Annotated in this window: 15 protein-coding genes; 9 read left to right on the forward strand and 6 right to left on the reverse strand. The window is 43.2% G+C overall.

From position 1 onward, the window contains the following. Positions 1 to 14 precede the first annotated feature (14 nt). The 4 genes from gucD to B1K52_RS06770 all read left to right on the forward strand — a co-directional run bounded on the left by gucD (position 15) and on the right by B1K52_RS06770 (position 5,105). Entirely contained in the window at positions 15 to 1,481 is a 1,467-nt protein-coding gene (gene gucD, locus B1K52_RS06755) for an alpha-ketoglutaric semialdehyde dehydrogenase GucD (RefSeq protein ID WP_077306609.1), read from the forward strand. Positions 1,482 to 1,551: 70 nt separating this feature from the next. Then, positions 1,552 to 2,904: an MFS transporter gene (locus B1K52_RS06760; RefSeq protein ID WP_143588850.1), complete on the forward strand. Its 1,353-nt coding sequence runs from the start codon at positions 1,552 to 1,554 to the stop codon at positions 2,902 to 2,904. Positions 2,905 to 2,923: 19 nt separating this feature from the next. After that, a complete protein-coding gene (gudD, locus tag B1K52_RS06765) occupies positions 2,924 to 4,288 on the forward strand; it encodes a glucarate dehydratase (RefSeq protein WP_077306611.1) in 1,365 nt (454 codons plus the stop codon). Positions 4,289 to 4,394: 106 nt separating this feature from the next. After that, entirely contained in the window at positions 4,395 to 5,105 is a 711-nt protein-coding gene (locus B1K52_RS06770; RefSeq protein ID WP_077306613.1) for a FadR/GntR family transcriptional regulator, read from the forward strand. A 575-nt stretch (positions 5,106 to 5,680) separates the two neighbouring features. On the opposite strand, the gene B1K52_RS06775 is transcribed toward B1K52_RS06770, so the two are convergent. After that, on the reverse strand, positions 5,681 to 6,862 hold the full coding sequence (locus B1K52_RS06775) for an MFS transporter (RefSeq protein WP_256855858.1): 1,182 nt from the start codon (positions 6,860 to 6,862) through the stop codon (positions 5,681 to 5,683). Positions 6,863 to 6,995: 133 nt separating this feature from the next. On the opposite strand from B1K52_RS06775, the gene B1K52_RS06780 reads away from it, so the two are divergent. The 4 genes from B1K52_RS06780 (at position 6,996) to B1K52_RS06795 (ending at position 11,811) form a co-directional block, all read left to right on the forward strand. After that, positions 6,996 to 7,919 (forward strand): alpha/beta hydrolase, encoded by a 924-nt coding sequence (locus B1K52_RS06780; RefSeq protein ID WP_077306615.1) that lies wholly within the window; start codon positions 6,996 to 6,998, stop codon positions 7,917 to 7,919. A gap of 59 nt (positions 7,920 to 7,978) precedes the next feature. Continuing rightward, the gene (locus B1K52_RS06785) at positions 7,979 to 8,128 is read left to right on the forward strand and encodes a DUF2642 domain-containing protein (protein ID WP_256855859.1); all 150 of its coding nucleotides are present in this window, start codon (positions 7,979 to 7,981) and stop codon (positions 8,126 to 8,128) included. Positions 8,129 to 8,448: 320 nt separating this feature from the next. Then, a complete protein-coding gene (locus tag B1K52_RS06790) occupies positions 8,449 to 10,347 on the forward strand; it encodes a beta-glucoside-specific PTS transporter subunit IIABC (protein ID WP_077306619.1) in 1,899 nt (632 codons plus the stop codon). Positions 10,348 to 10,368: 21 nt separating this feature from the next. Next, the gene (locus B1K52_RS06795) at positions 10,369 to 11,811 is read left to right on the forward strand and encodes a glycoside hydrolase family 1 protein (RefSeq protein WP_077306621.1); all 1,443 of its coding nucleotides are present in this window, start codon (positions 10,369 to 10,371) and stop codon (positions 11,809 to 11,811) included. Between the two features lie 44 nt (positions 11,812 to 11,855). Here the strand turns inward: B1K52_RS06795 and B1K52_RS06800 are convergent, their stop codons facing one another. From B1K52_RS06800 to B1K52_RS06815, 4 genes are read right to left on the reverse strand one after another with little or no spacing between them, the layout of a single operon-like run. Continuing rightward, complete coding sequence (locus tag B1K52_RS06800; protein ID WP_077306623.1) at positions 11,856 to 12,923, reverse strand: ABC transporter substrate-binding protein; 1,068 nt, start codon at positions 12,921 to 12,923, stop codon at positions 11,856 to 11,858. Further along, positions 12,920 to 13,726 carry an ABC transporter permease gene (locus tag B1K52_RS06805; protein ID WP_077306625.1) on the reverse strand — a complete coding sequence of 269 codons (807 nt, stop codon included), beginning with the start codon at positions 13,724 to 13,726 and terminating at the stop codon, positions 12,920 to 12,922. The genes B1K52_RS06800 and B1K52_RS06805 overlap by 4 nt, the downstream gene beginning before the upstream one ends. Beyond that, on the reverse strand, positions 13,719 to 14,528 hold the full coding sequence (locus B1K52_RS06810) for an ABC transporter permease (RefSeq protein ID WP_077306627.1): 810 nt from the start codon (positions 14,526 to 14,528) through the stop codon (positions 13,719 to 13,721). The genes B1K52_RS06805 and B1K52_RS06810 overlap by 8 nt, the downstream gene beginning before the upstream one ends. Next, a complete protein-coding gene (locus B1K52_RS06815; protein WP_077306629.1) occupies positions 14,518 to 15,615 on the reverse strand; it encodes an ABC transporter ATP-binding protein in 1,098 nt (365 codons plus the stop codon). Before B1K52_RS06815 ends, B1K52_RS06810 begins: the two co-directional genes overlap by 11 nt. A gap of 158 nt (positions 15,616 to 15,773) precedes the next feature. On the opposite strand from B1K52_RS06815, the gene B1K52_RS06820 reads away from it, so the two are divergent. Beyond that, positions 15,774 to 16,070 carry a hypothetical protein gene (locus B1K52_RS06820; protein WP_077306631.1) on the forward strand — a complete coding sequence of 99 codons (297 nt, stop codon included), beginning with the start codon at positions 15,774 to 15,776 and terminating at the stop codon, positions 16,068 to 16,070. A 61-nt stretch (positions 16,071 to 16,131) separates the two neighbouring features. On the opposite strand, the gene B1K52_RS06825 is transcribed toward B1K52_RS06820, so the two are convergent. Next, entirely contained in the window at positions 16,132 to 16,458 is a 327-nt protein-coding gene (locus tag B1K52_RS06825) for a four-helix bundle copper-binding protein (RefSeq protein WP_077306633.1), read from the reverse strand. Between the last annotated feature and the right edge of the window lie 301 nt (positions 16,459 to 16,759).

Genomic DNA, 16,759 nt, shown 5'->3' on the forward strand with positions numbered 1-16,759 from the left:
AGGAGAGCTAATACATGCCTATAAATGTGACAACGAATGTATACCGTAACTTTATCAACGGTGAATGGCAAGATTCTGAATCTGGTGAACAGATTACTGTGAAAAATCCTGCTGACACTGAAACACCAGTTGGTCAGATCCAAAGCTCAAGTGCTGCAGATTTAGAGGCTGCAATTGAGGCGGCTGACACAGCGCGTAAAGAATGGCGGAACCTGACTGGAGCTGCACGCGGAGAATTTCTTTATCGAGTAGCAGCTAAGCTTGAAGAGAAGGCAGAAGAGATTGCTGAAACAGCCACAAAAGAAATGGGCAAGACATTACCGGAAGCACGCGGAGAAACCCAGCGAGGTATCGCTATTTTAAAATATTATGCTGGTGAAGGGATGCGCCAGATTGGGGATGTTATTCCGTCAACTGATCCGGGTGCTTTTATGTACACGACACGTGTTCCGCTCGGAGTTGTGGGTGTGATTGCTCCTTGGAACTTCCCGGTTGCAATTCCTATATGGAAAATGGCACCTGCGCTTATTTATGGTAACACGATTGTTTTCAAACCAGCATCCGAAACAGCGATAACAGCTATTAAGATCATGGAATGCTTTGAAGCTGCTGGACTGCCTAAAGGGGTCGTCAATTTGGTTACAGGAGCGGGATCTGTTATCGGCAAAGGTCTAGCAGAACATCCAAAAGTAAATGGCATCACATTTACAGGCTCCAACAATGTCGGAAAGGGTATCGGACTTTCTGCTTTAGAGCGAGGTGCTAAATATCAGCTTGAGATGGGTGGTAAGAATCCGGTTATTGTGGCAGCAGATGCTGATATTGAGCAGGCAGTAGAAGCGACAATTAGCGGTGCTTTCCGTTCCACAGGACAGAAATGTACGGCGACAAGCAGAGTCATTGTAGAAGCGCCAATTTACGATGTTTTTCGGGATCGCTTAATTGAAAAAACAAAGGAAATTACAATAGGAAACAGTCTGCAAGATGATGTATGGCTCGGACCGATTGCAAGTGAGGCGCAGCTCCATAACTGCTTGTATTACATCCAAAAAGGGATAGAGGAAGGCGCGAAGTTAGTGCTAGGTGGCGAACAGCTGACAGATGGCGACTATAGTAAAGGCTTTTACGTGCAGCCGACAATCTTTGAAGGTGTATCAAATGATATGATTATAGCTCAAGAGGAAATTTTCGGTCCAGTTATTGCTTTAATTAAGGTAGAATCAGAAGAACAAGCAATTGATGTAGCGAACGATGTGAAATTTGGATTGAGTGCATCTATTTTCACGAAGAATATTGGTCGCTTCATGAAATTTGTTGAAGATATGGAAGCAGGCCTTGTCCGAGTAAATGCAGAAAGTGCTGGAGTGGAACTGCAGGCGCCATTCGGCGGTATGAAACAATCCAGTTCTCATTCAAGAGAACAAGGTGAAGCAGCGAAGGAATTCTTCACAAGTATCAAAACAGTATTCGTGAAAGGTTAAAAAGGGCGAAAAGCCCTTTTTCCTTCCTTAATAATGATAACGCTTACAGTGATGCGGGAGGGATACACACATGGATAGAATCAAAGAGAGTCTGCGAGACCCGCAGGCTAAGAAAACAAGAGTCCGTTGGTTTATCGTATTTATGCTGTTTCTCGTCACATCTGTAAACTATGCTGACCGTGCAACTATCAGTATTGCAGGAGATGCAATTCAGCAGGATCTAGGATTAAGTGCTGTCGATATGGGATATGTCTTTTCTGCCTTTGGTTGGGCTTACGTAATAGGACAGCTGCCAGGCGGTATGCTGCTCGATAAGTTTGGCTCCAAGCTAGTCATTGGTATGAGCATTATGATCTGGTCAATTTTCACTTTGCTGCAAGGAATGGTCGGATTCTTTGCTGGTGGAACAGCGATTATCATCTTGTTTGCGCTTCGTTTCTTGGTCGGCTTCTCAGAAGCGCCATCATTTCCAGGAAACAGCCGGGTCGTAGCAGCATGGTTCCCGAATAAGGAACGGGGCACAGCCTCCGCTATTTTTAACTCGGCTCAATATTTTGCTCTTGTCATCTTTTCACCATTGATGGGTTGGCTAACGTACAGCTTTGGCTGGGAATTTGTCTTTTACGTAATGGGTGCAATTGGTATTGCACTGGCACTAGTCTGGCTAAAAGTTATCCGTAATCCACGCGAACATCCACGGACAAATCAGGCAGAGATTGATTACATCAAAGCCGGCGGCGGAATGGTTGATATGGACCAAGAGAAGGAAAACGTGGAGAAAAAAGAAAAACAATCGCAATGGCCATTTATTAAACAGTTATTGAAAAAACGGATGCTGATCGGTATTTATATCGCGCAGTACTGTATTACAACACTGACGTATTTCTTCTTAACTTGGTTCCCTGTCTACTTAGTGCAAGGGCGTGGCATGACAATTTTGGAAGCTGGATTCATTGCTTCTCTCCCTGCGATTTGCGGTTTTCTCGGAGGAATCCTCGGCGGGATGTTCTCGGACTTCTTACTAAGAAAAAATATTTCTCTAACTGCAGCGCGTAAAACACCAATCATTATCGGAATGCTGCTATCGTGCAGTATGATTATTTGTAACTATGTCGATGCTGAGTGGCTAGTCGTTGCGATTATGTCACTTGCATTCTTCGGTAAAGGCTTCGGTGCTCTTGGCTGGGCAGTTGTTTCTGATACATCACCAAAGGAGACTGCTGGTGTAAGCGGCGGTTTGTTTAATACATTCGGGAACATAGCCTCTATTACGACACCTATCATTATTGGCTATATTGTTAATGCAACTGGCTCCTTCAATGGTGCACTCATTTTTGTTGGTGCTAATGCGTTAGTGGCAATTTTGAGTTATTTATTTATTGTAGGCAAAATCGAACGAGTTCAGTTGGAAGTGCCTAAATAAAATAAGGGGGATTTAAGTTATGAACCAGATGACAGAAAACGTGAGAGCGGAAAAATCGAATCAAGTACCTGCAGTTACGGAAATGCGCGTTATACCAGTAGCTGGTCGTGACAGCATGCTGCTGAATTTAAGTGGGGCACATGGTCCTTACTTTACTCGTAATATTTTGATCTTAAAAGATACTACCGGTGCTGTTGGTGTTGGTGAAGTGCCGGGTGGAGAGAAAATCCGCCAAACGCTTGAGCAAGCGAAATCACTTGTAATTGGAGAATCCATTGCCTCCTATCAAGCAATTCTTAATCAAGTAAGAAAGCAATTTGCCCACCAGGATGCTGGTGGCCGTGGAAACCAGACATTCGACTTGCGAACTACTATTCATGCTGTTACAGCACTTGAATCTGCTCTGCTTGATCTGCTCGGTAAGTTCTTGCAAGTGCCAGTTGCAGCTCTCCTGGGAGAAGGACAGCAGCGAAGCGAAGTAGATGTGCTAGGTTATCTGTTTTATATTGGTGACCGAAGACAAACCGATCTTGCATACAAAGAAGAACCAAATGCAACATCAGACTGGTTCCATCTGCGTAATGAAGAGGCTTTAACTCCTGAAGCAATCGTTCGTTTGGCTGAGGCTACGTATGAGAAGTACGGATTCCGAGATTTCAAGCTGAAAGGAGGAGTCTTGGCTGGAGAAAAGGAAATGCAGGCCATTGAAGCATTGGCAAAACGATTCCCTGATGCAAGAATTACCCTTGATCCGAATGGTGCTTGGTCACTAGAGGAAGCAATCAATCTTTGCAGAGGCAAGCATGATATTCTTGCTTATGCAGAAGATCCTTGCGGTGCGGAGGACGGCTATTCTTCTCGTGAAGTCATGGCAGAATTCCGCAGAGCTACTGGGCTGCCTACAGCGACGAATATGATTGCAACTGACTGGCGCCAGATGGGGCATGCCATCCAATTACAATCCGTTAGTATTCCGCTTGCTGATCCACATTTCTGGACGATGCAAGGTTCTGTCCGTGTAGCACAAATGTGTCATGAATGGGGGCTGACGTGGGGGTCGCACTCAAACAACCATTTTGATATTTCCTTGGCTATGTTTACCCATGTCGCAGCTGCAGCGCCGGGTAATATAACGGCTATTGATACCCATTGGATTTGGCAGGATGGACAGCGTTTGACAAAAGAACCTTATGAGATTAATGAAGGCAAACTGACTGTGCCGGATAAGCCAGGTTTAGGTGTGGAGATTGATATGGAAGAAATAGAAAAAGCACATCAGCTGTATCAATCTATGGGACTTGGAGCCCGTGATGATGCCGTAGCAATGCAGTACTTGATTCAAAATTGGAAGTTTGACAATAAGAAGCCTTGTCTTGTTCGATGACAGCTTTAGAGCCGTTCCATTTAGGGCCGGCTCTTTTGTATGCGTTTGTAATTTAGTGCCATTATCAGTATCATAAGCTTATCACATATTAAAGGTGTTGGACGTAATGGAGAAAGACCCATTGGAAATGAATGTGGAACATGTCAATCGAAAAACATTATCCAAACAAGTAGTGGAACGTATATTGCATCTCTTATCAAGTGGGCAGTTGAAGCCAGGTGATAAACTACCAACCGAAGCGGAATTCATCACGATTCTCGGAGTGAGCAGAACAGTGCTGCGCGAGGCATTAAGTGCATTGGAAACGCTTGGTATCATTACAAGGAAGACACGAGAAGGTACATACTTTAATTTGAAGATCGGTTATGCACCTTTCTCCGATATGCTGAATCTAGCAAGTGATAATATCCAGGCTATCATTGAAGCGAGAATTGTTCTTGAACTTGGGTTGGTTACAATTGCGACCGAAAAAATTACAGATCAGCAGCTTGAGGAATTATACGAAACAATCGTAGAAATCGAAGAATCAGAGGACAATAACTATGGAGCAGCAGATAAACAATTTCATCGGATCATCGCACTTAGTGCGAATAACTTGATCCTTGATGGGATGATTCATTCGCTGTTACTATATCATGCGAAAATCAACAATCATATCTTTGTACGGGAAAAAGAGAAGACCGTAGCCTATCATAAAAGAATCTATGAAGCTTTAAAGCAAAGAGATGCTTATAAAGCTCATACTGCTATGTATGATCATCTGCGTTTCGTACAGAAAAAAATCTTAGAGGGGCAGCAAGAGCAGCAGGGAGAATAGAAAGTGACCGGAACAGTTTGAGTAATTGTAAGGAACTCTCTAATTAAATACGTATTTATGTATTTTCTGGGCATGAGACCGAAAAGCTATCGGGCTCATGCCTAATTTTGTATTGTCTTTAACCTCGTATTATTATAGTAATGGATTAGGTCTTTTGCAGTTTATTAAGAAGTATTCAAGGTATCTGAATTCTGAATTCTGACACATATAGAAATACAGATCTCATAATTACAACTTCATAAAAAAAGACCCCGCGGTTGTTTGTGTTCAACAACAGGGGGCAGCTCAGTTTTCTAGCAAGGGGAGGTTCAGCATCCGCGTGTTGAAAGCGGCGTGTATTTTTGTAGCTAAATACTTACTTTTATAGCGGCTCTCTTAATTTATTCGTTATCGGATTCTTCTTCATTCATTTCAAACAGATGATCTAAGTAAGGTTCTAGCTCGAATGAATCGTCCTCGGCATAGGTAGTGAAAACGTCTCTGGTTAATGAACTCATGATTTGAATCCTCCTTGTGATTGGGTTTGTAATAATAAGATACCCAATCTAGCAAACTAGTAATCATCCAATTACTGGTTAAGAGGATTTTTTTAATCCACGGAAGTTCCGTTTAACTGAGAGAACCTGCATCACAATCATTAGCAGATTGACTGCAATTAGGACAAAGATAGAGTACGAGAAGCTTCCTGTCATGTCATTTACGGCACCTAAAATTATTGGACCGAACGAACCGATAATATAACCTATTGCCTGCACCATCGCCGACCAAGAAGCGGCTGCTTGATGTGTGGTGGTGACATCGATGGGAAGTAGCATGTTCATCGCGAATAGTCCCCCTGCACCGAGTCCGATAAAGCATGCTGCCAGCCAAGGAAGGAAGGATAACAGAAGCATGCCAAAACCAATCATCTCAAAAATAGCAGCCAGTACGAGCCAAAACAAGCGGCTCGGAACTCTTTTTAGCAAATAAGGTACTGCTAGATTAGCAGGAACCTGCAGAATCATGAAAATTACAAGCAGGTTAGCTGCATAGGTCTTGCTATAGCCCATATTTTCAACAATAGGGGGCAGCCAGGCGGTTAAAGAATAAAAGATAAAAGCCATACCGCCGAAAGAAAAGGTGAGCAGCCATGCATTCCACTGATTCCACGGCAACCTCTCAGCTCCGCCGAAAGTCTGGGCGGCACGATCTCTCTTCTTTTGAGGCAGTACAACAAGAACCCAAATTACAATAGCAAGCAGTGCCAGCAACGACCAAGATGCTAACGCAATTTGCCATGAGTTAAATAGATGCTGAATGGGTGCTACTCCGCCGGATGCGACACCTGCGCCAACTGCCAAGGCTGCCGTATAAATGCTGATCATAAATGCGCTGTTGTGAGGGAAGTATTTCTTTATATAACCGGAAAGAAGCGGGCCAGCCGCAGCTATACCTATTCCTGCCAAAAAAGCTGTGATGAGCAGAAATGAGGAAGTATGAGAGAATAAGCGGATAACCGTGCCAATACCGATAACACCTAAAGACCAGGCAATAACATATTCAAGAGAGAATCGATTCGCTAGCTTTGCTGCTACAGGTGAGAAGACACCCATACATAAAACAGGTATTGAGGTGAGCAGGCTTGCGCTGGATGCATTCATATGTAACTCTGACTGAATGGTTTCGATGAGCGGAGAAATAGAGTTAATGGCAGGCCGTAGATTTAAAGCCGCCGCAAACAATGCAATACCTAACCAAATGTATGTTGACTTTTTCACGTGCTGTACCCCCATCCTTATCAATTCATTCATTGTAAACCTTCTGGAAGACTGCCGCAATGCAGCTGTGTTTAAATTATAGGGGAATAGTGGAAAATATTTTAGTAAGAAGGAAAGGGAAGGAGTTCGAACAATGGGATTAAATCCAAAGATTAAAGCATTCTTGGAAGAGGTAAATGCGCAGCCAATATCGCTGGAAAACGTGTCGCCTGAACAGTTTCGGAGTCAGGCAAGAATGCAAAGCGATGGACCAAAACAAGAAGTTGCTAAGGTAGAAGATCAAACAATTGATTTAAAAGACAGATCAGTGCCAATCCGAATTTATCGGTCAGAGGATAAGACACAGCCTGCTCTTGTTTTTTATCATGGTGGCGGATGGGTCGTTGGCAGTATTGAATCACATGATGCAACGTGTCGTGAGCTTGCAAACTTGGCAGCGTGCACCGTTATCTCCGTTGACTACCGACTGGCGCCAGAACATCGATTCCCAGCAGCTGTAGAAGATGCGTATGATGCGTTTCAATGGATAGCAGACCATGCAGAGGCACTGGGGATTGCGGGCAGCAAGCTTGCCGTAGGCGGTGACAGTGCAGGCGGGAATTTAGCAACTGTCGTTTGTCTGCTGGCAGAGGAAAGAGGAGGACAGAAGCCAGTTTTCCAACTGCTGTTATATCCTTCTACTGGGTACGTTGGTAAAGAACCAGCATCGCTAAATGAAAATGCAGAAGGATATTTATTATCGAAGAACATGATGACTTGGTTCCGATCGCATTATTACCGGACGGAAGCAGATCGTCTTCATCCGCATGCAGCTCCGATTCATTCTGAATTGCTGCATACATTGCCGCCAGCAGCAATATTGACTGCCCAGTTTGATCCGCTTCGAGATGAAGCACAAGCTTTTGCAGCCAAGCTCCAGCAGGAGGGTATTGATGTATTTGTTAGGAATTATGAAGGTTTAATCCACGGTTTTGCCGGATTCTCAGCGCATGTAGAAGAGGCGCGTGAAGCGATGGAAGAAGGAGCTGCTAAGCTAAAACAAGCATTGCATGTTTAATGCATAGGCACATCTATCCTTGCTAGACATATGTTGTAAAGCATAAAGGGGGGATAGGTGTGCATTATCAAACAAATCAGGTGGCAGCAGAGCCTTATGTATTCCAATTACTTCAAGGTTTAATTGGAGGAAGAGTTGTTGTGGAATCGCTTGGTGACAGCTACCGTGGTATTCTTATCGATGCGAAGCCGGATCATATCGCAGTTTAAAGATGGAGATTCTGTTTTTTATATTAGAACAATGCAAACTATCTCTGTAATGCCGGATTAAAAATAATTTATGAAAGCGTTGACAAGTATCCGCTTACATGATAAATTATGAGTGTAATACAAAAACAGCATACAACTATCCTTTAGGATTGTTACTGATAAGCAGGCAAAACCTAAATTATATTCCTTAAGCAAAGGCGACTTTGTGCACGGGGTGTAGTTTGGGTTTTTTTGTGTACCAAATACGGCTTATCTACGAAAAAAGGATAAAGGCGGCATCCTTTATCCTCATTACACTATCCCCGAATGGAGGGTCTAACATGAACCATCGTAAAACAGCTGAAGAGATTTTGCAATTAGTAGGCGGCGAGTCAAACGTTCAAAGTGTTATTCATTGTATGACACGTCTTCGTTTTAATCTTTATGACAACAGCAAAGCAGATCGGCAGGCTTTGGAACAAGTGGATGGCGTACTCGGCACTAATATTAGCGGCAGTCAATTCCAGTTGATTATCGGGAATGAAGTACCAAAAGTATACAAAGAAATCACTGCGAACAGCGGGCTTAGTGAATCAAGTAATACAGAAGGGGAATCGAAAGAAAAGAAAAACGTGATTAGCTCTATCTTTGATGTTATCTCTGGTGTATTTACACCGATACTTCCAGCGATTGCTGGAGCGGGGATGATCAAAGGGGTTGCTGCATTGCTGCTTACATTTGGCTGGCTGCAAGAAACTTCCCAGACTTATCAGATTCTAACTGTTATAGGAGACGGTGCTTTCTATTTCCTGCCAATCCTGCTTGCGGTCAGTGCAGCGCGGAAATTCGGCTCTAATCCTTATGTTGCAGCTGCGATAGGGGCATCTATTCTTCATCCAACCCTGACTGCTATGTTTAGTGAAGGAGGAGACATTTCCTTTGCTGGGCTGCCTGTGACAATAGCTACTTATTCATCTACTGTAATACCAATCTTGTTGGCTATCTGGATTGCATCATACGTTGAAAAATGGGTTGATCGTATAACGCACGCTTCTCTAAAGCTAATATTGGTTCCTACGCTAACGTTGCTTGTAGTCGTACCAGTAACATTGATTGCAGTAGGTCCTTTAGGTGCAATTGGCGGAAATTATTTATCCACTGGAACGGACTTCTTGTTCCAGAATGCTGGAATTATTGCCATGATTCTTTTAGCAGGTACATTCTCACTTATTATTATCACGGGCATGCACTATGCATTAGTTCCGATTATGCTAAACAATATTGCGGTAAATGGATATGATTACATGATTCCAGCCATGTTCCTTGCCAATTTTGGTCAAGCTGGTGCAGCATTTGCAGTTGCTATGCGCTCGAAGAATAAGAAATTCAAATCTCTATCTTTTACAACTTCCTTGACAGCGATAATGGGTGTTACAGAGCCAGCGATGTATGGTGTGAATATGCGTTTGAAAAAGCCATTTATTGCAGCCTTAATCGGTGCTGCTGCTGGTGGTGTGTTATACGCCTTAACAGACGTTAAAGCGTATATCGTTTCCGGTATGGCGGGATTGCCGGGTATACCGACATTTTTCGGACCAGAATTTATCTTTGCAATGCTAGGTCTTGTGTTAGCTTTCGTTGCTGGAGCGATGATGACTTGGGTTCTTGGCTTCGAGGATGTTGTTGCACCTGGTGAAGAAACAACAACTGCAGAACAAAATACAATTGAAAATGAAGAAGCAACCGTAACAGACAAAACATCGGAAGTTCTTGCAAGCCCACTTACAGGAGAAGTTCGACCGCTTGCGGAAGTGAGTGATCCGACATTCGCTCAGGAGATTATGGGCAAAGGTACAGCTATTTTCCCAACAGCAGGCGAAGTTGTTTCACCAATAGATGGAGAAGTGGTTACAGTGTTTGCAACGAAGCATGCGATTGGTTTAAAAAGTTCAAATGGCGCGGAAGTACTAATTCATGTAGGTATTGATACCGTCAAATTGAATGGGGAACATTTCACAGCGCATATTGAATCAGGAGCCAAAGTGCAAAAAGGGCAGAAGCTGCTGTCCTTTGAAAAAGAAGCAATTCAGGCTGCTGGATATGACTTAATTACACCAGTCATTGTCACTAATACTGCAGAGTATGAAGATGTTACTGCGCTTGCTGAAGGGACCGTGCATACTGGAGAGGCATTAATAGATTTAGCAGTACCACATGCAACGTCAAAAGAAGCATCTTAACTTGCGAAGGAGAGAAAAACGATGACAAACACAACAGTATTTCCAAAAGACTTCCTTTGGGGCGGCGCTACTGCCGCTAACCAAATGGAGGGTGGCTTCCATGAAGGAAATAAGGGCTTAAATATTGCAGATGTCCTGCCAGGTGGTAAGCAGCGTCTGCGCATATTGGCTGAACCGGGCTTTAATTTTGAAATAGATACAGATAAGTATACGTATCCAAACCATGAAGCAATTGATTTCTATCACCGCTACAAAGAAGATATTGCTCTGTTTGCCGAAATGGGATTCAAGGTATTCAGGATGTCGATTGCTTGGACGCGCATTTTCCCGAAAGGTGACGAGCTGGAGCCGAATGAAGAAGGACTAGCGTTTTATGATCGTGTATTCGATGAACTGCATAAGCATGGTATCGAGCCAGTTGTTACGATTTCTCACTATGAGATGCCGGTTAACTTAGTAAAGGAATATGGCGGCTGGAAGAGCCGGGAAGTTATCACATTCTTTGAACGCTACGCAAAAGCTGTGTTGGACCGTTATAAAGATAAGGTGAAATATTGGATGACATTCAACGAAATTAACAGCGGACTTATCATGCCAATTATGAGCCTTGGATTCTCCATCCAGCCTGGTGAGCATAAGTATCAGTCTGTTGCACAAGGACTTCATCATCAGTTTGTAGCTAGTGCAAAAGCAGTACAATATTGCCATGAAGTGAACCCTGAAGCACAGATTGGCTGCATGATTATTTATGCACCTGTTTATGCCTTTGACAGCAATCCGGAAAATGTATTTTATGCAAATCAAGAAGCACGCCTGTTCAATAACTATTGCGGCGATGTGATGGTACGCGGTGCTTACCCAGCCTTTGCAAAGCGTTTCCTTAAGGAGCAAGGGGTAGAGCTTGAGATCGAAGAAGGCGACTTGAAAGCAATTCAAACAGGAACAGTAGATTACATCGGCTTTAGCTACTACATGTCCCGCACCGAAAAAGCGGAAAAATCCGAGGAAGATAAGGCGCAGGGTAATATTATGTCCGGCGTGAAGAATCCATTCCTTCAAGCAAGTGACTGGGGCTGGGAGATTGATCCATTAGGTCTGCGTATTGCACTGAATGATATGTATGATCGCTATCAAGTACCATTGTTCATTGTTGAGAATGGTCTTGGTGCGTATGACAAAGTGGAAGAAGACGGCAGTGTTAATGATGATTATCGTATAGAATACCTGCGTGATCACATCCAAGCAATGGGAGAAGCGATAGAAGACGGTGTTGATTTAATGGGTTATACAAGCTGGGGATGTATTGATTTGGTGAGCGCATCTACTGGGGAGTATTCGAAGCGATACGGTTTCATTTATGTGGATAAGCACGATGATGGGAGCGGTACACTAGAGCGAAGCAGGAAGAAATCTTTCCATTGGTATAAAAAAGTAATTGCATCAGATGGAGCGGATTTGTCCTAATACAAAGCGAAAAGGCATGTGTCACTAGGACACATGCCTTTTGCTTATTCCATTTTAAACTTGAGGAATAACTCATTCATACGGCCCAATTTTTCCGGTCCAAGGTTTTCATAAACCTCGAGCCTTTCCGTTTGTTCGGGTGATGGGTAGAATCGTTTGTCATTCACCATTTCTGCGGGCATATATTGTAATGCTTCCTTATTTGGTGTGGAATAGCTTACATACTCGGTGTTCTTTGCTGCAACTTTCGGATCGAGCATATAATTAATGAACTCATGTGCAGCATCGACATTCTTGGCCGTTTTCGGAATGACCATATTATCGAACCAAAGATTGGATCCTTCTTTTGGAAGCACATAATCTAAATTTGCATTTTCCCCCATGATTTCGGATGCATCGCCTGACCAAACAACGCCGATAGACGCTTCACCGGATGCAAGCAGCATCTTGTTCTCATCGCCAAGCAGTGCTTTAACATTCGGTTTCAGAGAGACTAGCTTATCATAAGCCTCTTGCAAATGATCCGGATCTGTATCATTCAGCGAATAGTTAAGGCTGTTAAGACCCATACCTATTATTTCGCGAGGACTGTCTGTGAAGATAATTTCATTCTTTAGAGCTGGATTCCAGAGATCGTTCCAGCTGTCTATCTTCATTCCATCAAGTTTTTTACTGTTATACACGATTCCAACTGTTCCCCAGAAGTATGGGATTGAATATTTGTTGTTCGGATCAAATGATAAGTCTAAAAATCGGTCATCAATATTTTTTAGGTTGGGAATCTTGCTATGGTCAATCGGCAGCAGCAGATCTTCTTCTTTCAGCTTTTCAATCATATACTCAGAAGGAACGGCAATATCATAGCTTGTACCGCCTTGCTGAATTTTTGTCATCATCGCTTCATTGGTATCAAATGTTTCATAAATCACCGTGATACCAGTTTCCTCTTCAAAGCTGTCTAACACTTCAGGGTCGATATAATCTCCCCAGTTATAAACAGTAAGTGTGTTACCGCCCGAGTAACCTTGCGAGGCATTCAAGCGAGAGATTGTGAAAAGCAGGATACCGCATACTGCCAGAATTACGACAGCCAAACGAACAAGTTGTTTCATTTGAACACCTCCATATCAGGTGCTTTCTTGGTGCGGTTTGTAATTAGATAATAAATGACCACAATAACCATTGTTATAAGAAAGATAATGGTGGAGAGCGCATTTATATCTAAGGAAATGCCACGTCTTGCTAACGAATAAATCTCTACTGACAATGTTGTAAAGCCATTCCCGGTAACAAAGAACGTAACGGCAAAGTCATCCAGCGAATAAGTTAAAGCCATAAAGAAGCCGGCGAATATTCCAGGAGTAATATATGGTATGACTACCTTGGTCATGACTTCCCAGCGAGAAGCACCCAAGTCTCTTGCTGCATCCAGTAAAGATGGGCTCATTTCAGAAATCTTCGGCAGCACCATCAGCACGACAATTGGGATGCTAAAAGCGATATGCGAAAGCAATACCGAATAAAAGCCAAGTTTTAAGCCTGCTATTGTGAACAAAATTAGAAAAGAGGCACCGATAATAACATCCGGACTAACGATAAGTATATTGTTCAAAGACAACAGACTGTCTTTCGCCCGGCGAGAACGCACCTTGTTAATCATCATAGCACCCAGCACACCTATAATCGTTGAAATCAAAGCAGACAGCAGCGCAATAACAACTGTATTCAACACAATAATAAGCAGTCTGGTGTTCTGAAACAGCTCGCGATACCAATCAAGCGTAAAGTTTTCAAATCCATACATTGTTCCGCCGCTGTTAAAGGAATAAAAGATTAAATAAAAGATTGGTAAGTAAAGCAGTGCAAACATAACAATTAAAAATATCCGTGACAGGGGAGAAATTCTCTTATCCACGTGCTCTCCTCCTTTTTGTTCCAGTTGCAAACATAACAATGAACATAAAGATGATCAGGAAGACGGCAATTGTTGATCCCATGCCCCAATCCTGCGTGACAAGGAATTGCTGTTCGATTGCGGTACCGAGTGTAATAACTTGGCTGCCTGCAATAAGACGAGTCAGCATAAACAAAGACAATGCCGGAATGAATGTAATCTGACATCCAGCTTTCACACCATCAATTGTTAGCGGGAAGACAATTCTTCGGAATGTCGTCCAGCGGGAAGCGCCTAAATCGTTTGCCGCATCCAAGTAGGTTGGATTCAGCTTGTCCAACGAGTTAAAGATAGGCAGAATCATAAACGGAATGAAAATATATACGGCTACGAACACAAAGCTGAAATCCGTGAATAACAGCTGTCTGGATCCGATACCTACTGCTTCAAGCAATTTATTTGCCATCCCGTAGGTGCCGAAAATGCCAAGGAAAGCATAAGCTTTCAACAACAAATTAATCCAGCTTGGTACAATTATTAATAGCAGCCAAAGCTGCTTGTGTTTTAGCTTTGTCAGCAAGTAAGCTGTTGGATAAGCAAAGAGCAGCGTAACAAGTGTGATTAGAAACGCATACCAGAAAGAACTTAAAGTCATCTCCAAATAGATTGGAGTAAAGAAATTCTGATAATTTGTTAGCGAGAAATCACCATTCAGGTCTTGGAAAGAATAATACAACACGAGCAGAATTGGTGCGATAACAAAGAAAGCGATCCAGATAACATAAGGGATCATATACAGACTGCGAGTTGTCTTATTCTCCATCGCTGTATGCCTCTAATCGTTTATCGAATTCTTCTTCTGTTTCATTCAAACGCATAACATGAATGGCCTCCGGCTCGAAGGCAAGGCCGATTTCTTCGCCGACAACAGCTTTTCTCGTAGAATGGACAAGCCATTCATTTCCGGCTTCATCGTAACTGGAGATTTCATAGTGAACGCCGCGGAACAGCTGGGAATCCACTTTGACACGCAAATTACCGGAATCTGCGCTTGTTATATGCAAATCCTCGGGTCTGATGACAATTTCAATAGGTTCATTCGGCTGCAGACCTTGGTCTACACAAGCAAATCGCTTGCCGGTGAATTCTACTTCATAGTCCCGGATCATCCGTCCATCAACAATGTTGGATTCTCCGATAAAGTCTGCCACAAAGCGGTTGATTGGCTCATCGTATATATCTGTAGGCGTGCCGCTTTGCTCAATTTTTCCGTTATTCAGGACAAAAATCTCATCTGAAAGTGCCAGTGCTTCTTCTTGGTCATGTGTAACGAAGATAAATGTAATGCCGAGGCGCTGCTGCATCTCACGTAACTCGTACTGCATCTCTGTACGCAATTTCAGATCGAGTGCTGATAATGGCTCATCCAGAAGAATTACTTCCGGCTCATTGACGACTGCGCGAGCAATGGCCACACGCTGGCGCTGACCGCCGGACATTTCGCTGATTTCCCGTTTTTCATACCCGGCAAGGTTAACGAAGCGTAAAGCTTCTGTTACCTTCTCGTCAATCTGCTTTTGCGGCATTTTCTTAATGCGCAAACCGAAAGCAACGTTCTCAAACACGTTTAAGTGCGGGAATAGAGCATAATCCTGAAATACCGTATTCACAGATCGCTTATTGGCAGGTATTTTGTTTAGCGGTTTCCCGTCAAATAGCATGTCGCCAGAAGTCGGTTCTGTGAAGCCGGCAATCAAACGGAGTATCGTGGTTTTACCGCAGCCCGACGGACCTAGAAGGGTATAAAATTTACCCCGTTCAATCTCGAAGCTGACGCTGTCTAAGATGGTGGCTTCTTTATCGTATTGCTTTATGACATTGTTGAATTGAATGATCGGTTTCTTTGTCATTGTCATCTCCCTTGTTTCTAATACGTATTTTAAAAAACTAGACGTACCATTATACGACAGAATCTGCTAGTTGAATAGAACTTTTTCCGTATGAAACATTTTCCTGTATGATACGTATATGTAAGTAATGGAATAGGTGTATAGAGAGGCGGAATAGAATGTCTGCAACGAAAACGATGAAGCTGATAACTGGTATTATGGAAGCGATCTTGGCAATTCCTGTTTTAGGTGCAATTATTATTGTATCGAATGGCTGGATGCCATTGATTATCATGCTTGTTTTGCATATTATTACACTCCTGCTGGCTGTCCGAGTTCAAGGACCGCTCACCGGCAGTATTGTAGGGATTGTTGCAGCTTGTCTTGGCTGGATTCCTTTTGTCGGCTGGATCCTGCATGCGGCAGCAGCGATTGTATTGCTGGTCGAATCCTTTTCAAGACGGCTTCAGCAATAAACTTAGCATACCCAGAATAATGAAAAAGACTGCCATTTCTAGTTGGCAGTCTTTTTTTGTATTATGCTGCCATGGAACGGCAAGCATCTGCACAAGCAAAGCAGGCATCCGCGCACGCTTGGCAGTGTTTTGCTTCATGCTGGCGGCAGATTTCGCCACAAGCTTGGCATACTTCTGCGCAAAGGGTGCACACTTGCTCGGCAAACGGACTGTTCCGCTGCATCGATTGAACAGCGAACGCACACATATCGGCACACTCTCGGTCCATCCGAATGCAATCTGTCATCATTTTGACGTTATCTTCTAGTAAGCACGCATCATAGCAGCTGTTGCAGGCTTCCATGCATTCTATACAGGCTTGGATACACTTCTCATAATTAGGGTTCATTATGGTACCTCCTCTGTTATTACGGTATCTGTTTACCCTGCCTGAATAGCATTCTAACATGATAATGTATGTAGAAAACGGCACCTTATACAGATGCCGTTACCTATTTATTAATAAGGGAATGGCGGGGAAGGAGGTGTCAGGAATGAGGCACCCCATCTTGTGCCACCTTCACATTTGTGATCGCATTTGTCGCAATCACACGCATGTTTATCCTCTTCTTTTTCACAGCAGTCTTCTTGCTTGCATATATACTTGCGTCTAGGTTTTATCTTACAATCTGGCCAGTAATAACCCATGT

This window comes from Terribacillus halophilus (assembly GCF_900162685.1).
In the GTDB taxonomy this organism is placed as follows: domain Bacteria; phylum Bacillota; class Bacilli; order Bacillales; family Amphibacillaceae; genus Terribacillus; species Terribacillus halophilus_A.

Bases quoted from the DNA above. Each gene is read 5' to 3' on its own strand.
- B1K52_RS06800 (WP_077306623.1), bottom strand. From the start codon at position 12,923: ATGAAACAACTTGTTCGTTTGGCTGTCGTAATTCTGGCAGTATGCGGT.
- gudD (WP_077306611.1), top strand. From the start codon at position 2,924: ATGAACCAGATGACAGAAAACGTGAGAGCGGAAAAATCGAATCAAGTA.
- B1K52_RS06770 (WP_077306613.1), top strand. From the start codon at position 4,395: ATGGAGAAAGACCCATTGGAAATGAATGTGGAACATGTCAATCGAAAA.
- B1K52_RS06795 (WP_077306621.1), top strand. From the start codon at position 10,369: ATGACAAACACAACAGTATTTCCAAAAGACTTCCTTTGGGGCGGCGCT.
- B1K52_RS06810 (WP_077306627.1), bottom strand. From the start codon at position 14,528: ATGGAGAATAAGACAACTCGCAGTCTGTATATGATCCCTTATGTTATC.
- B1K52_RS06790 (WP_077306619.1), top strand. From the start codon at position 8,449: ATGAACCATCGTAAAACAGCTGAAGAGATTTTGCAATTAGTAGGCGGC.
- B1K52_RS06820 (WP_077306631.1), top strand. From the start codon at position 15,774: ATGTCTGCAACGAAAACGATGAAGCTGATAACTGGTATTATGGAAGCG.
- gucD (WP_077306609.1), top strand. From the start codon at position 15: ATGCCTATAAATGTGACAACGAATGTATACCGTAACTTTATCAACGGT.
- B1K52_RS06825 (WP_077306633.1), bottom strand. From the start codon at position 16,458: ATGAACCCTAATTATGAGAAGTGTATCCAAGCCTGTATAGAATGCATG.
- B1K52_RS06815 (WP_077306629.1), bottom strand. From the start codon at position 15,615: ATGACAAAGAAACCGATCATTCAATTCAACAATGTCATAAAGCAATAC.
- B1K52_RS06780 (WP_077306615.1), top strand. From the start codon at position 6,996: ATGGGATTAAATCCAAAGATTAAAGCATTCTTGGAAGAGGTAAATGCG.
- B1K52_RS06760 (WP_143588850.1), top strand. From the start codon at position 1,552: ATGGATAGAATCAAAGAGAGTCTGCGAGACCCGCAGGCTAAGAAAACA.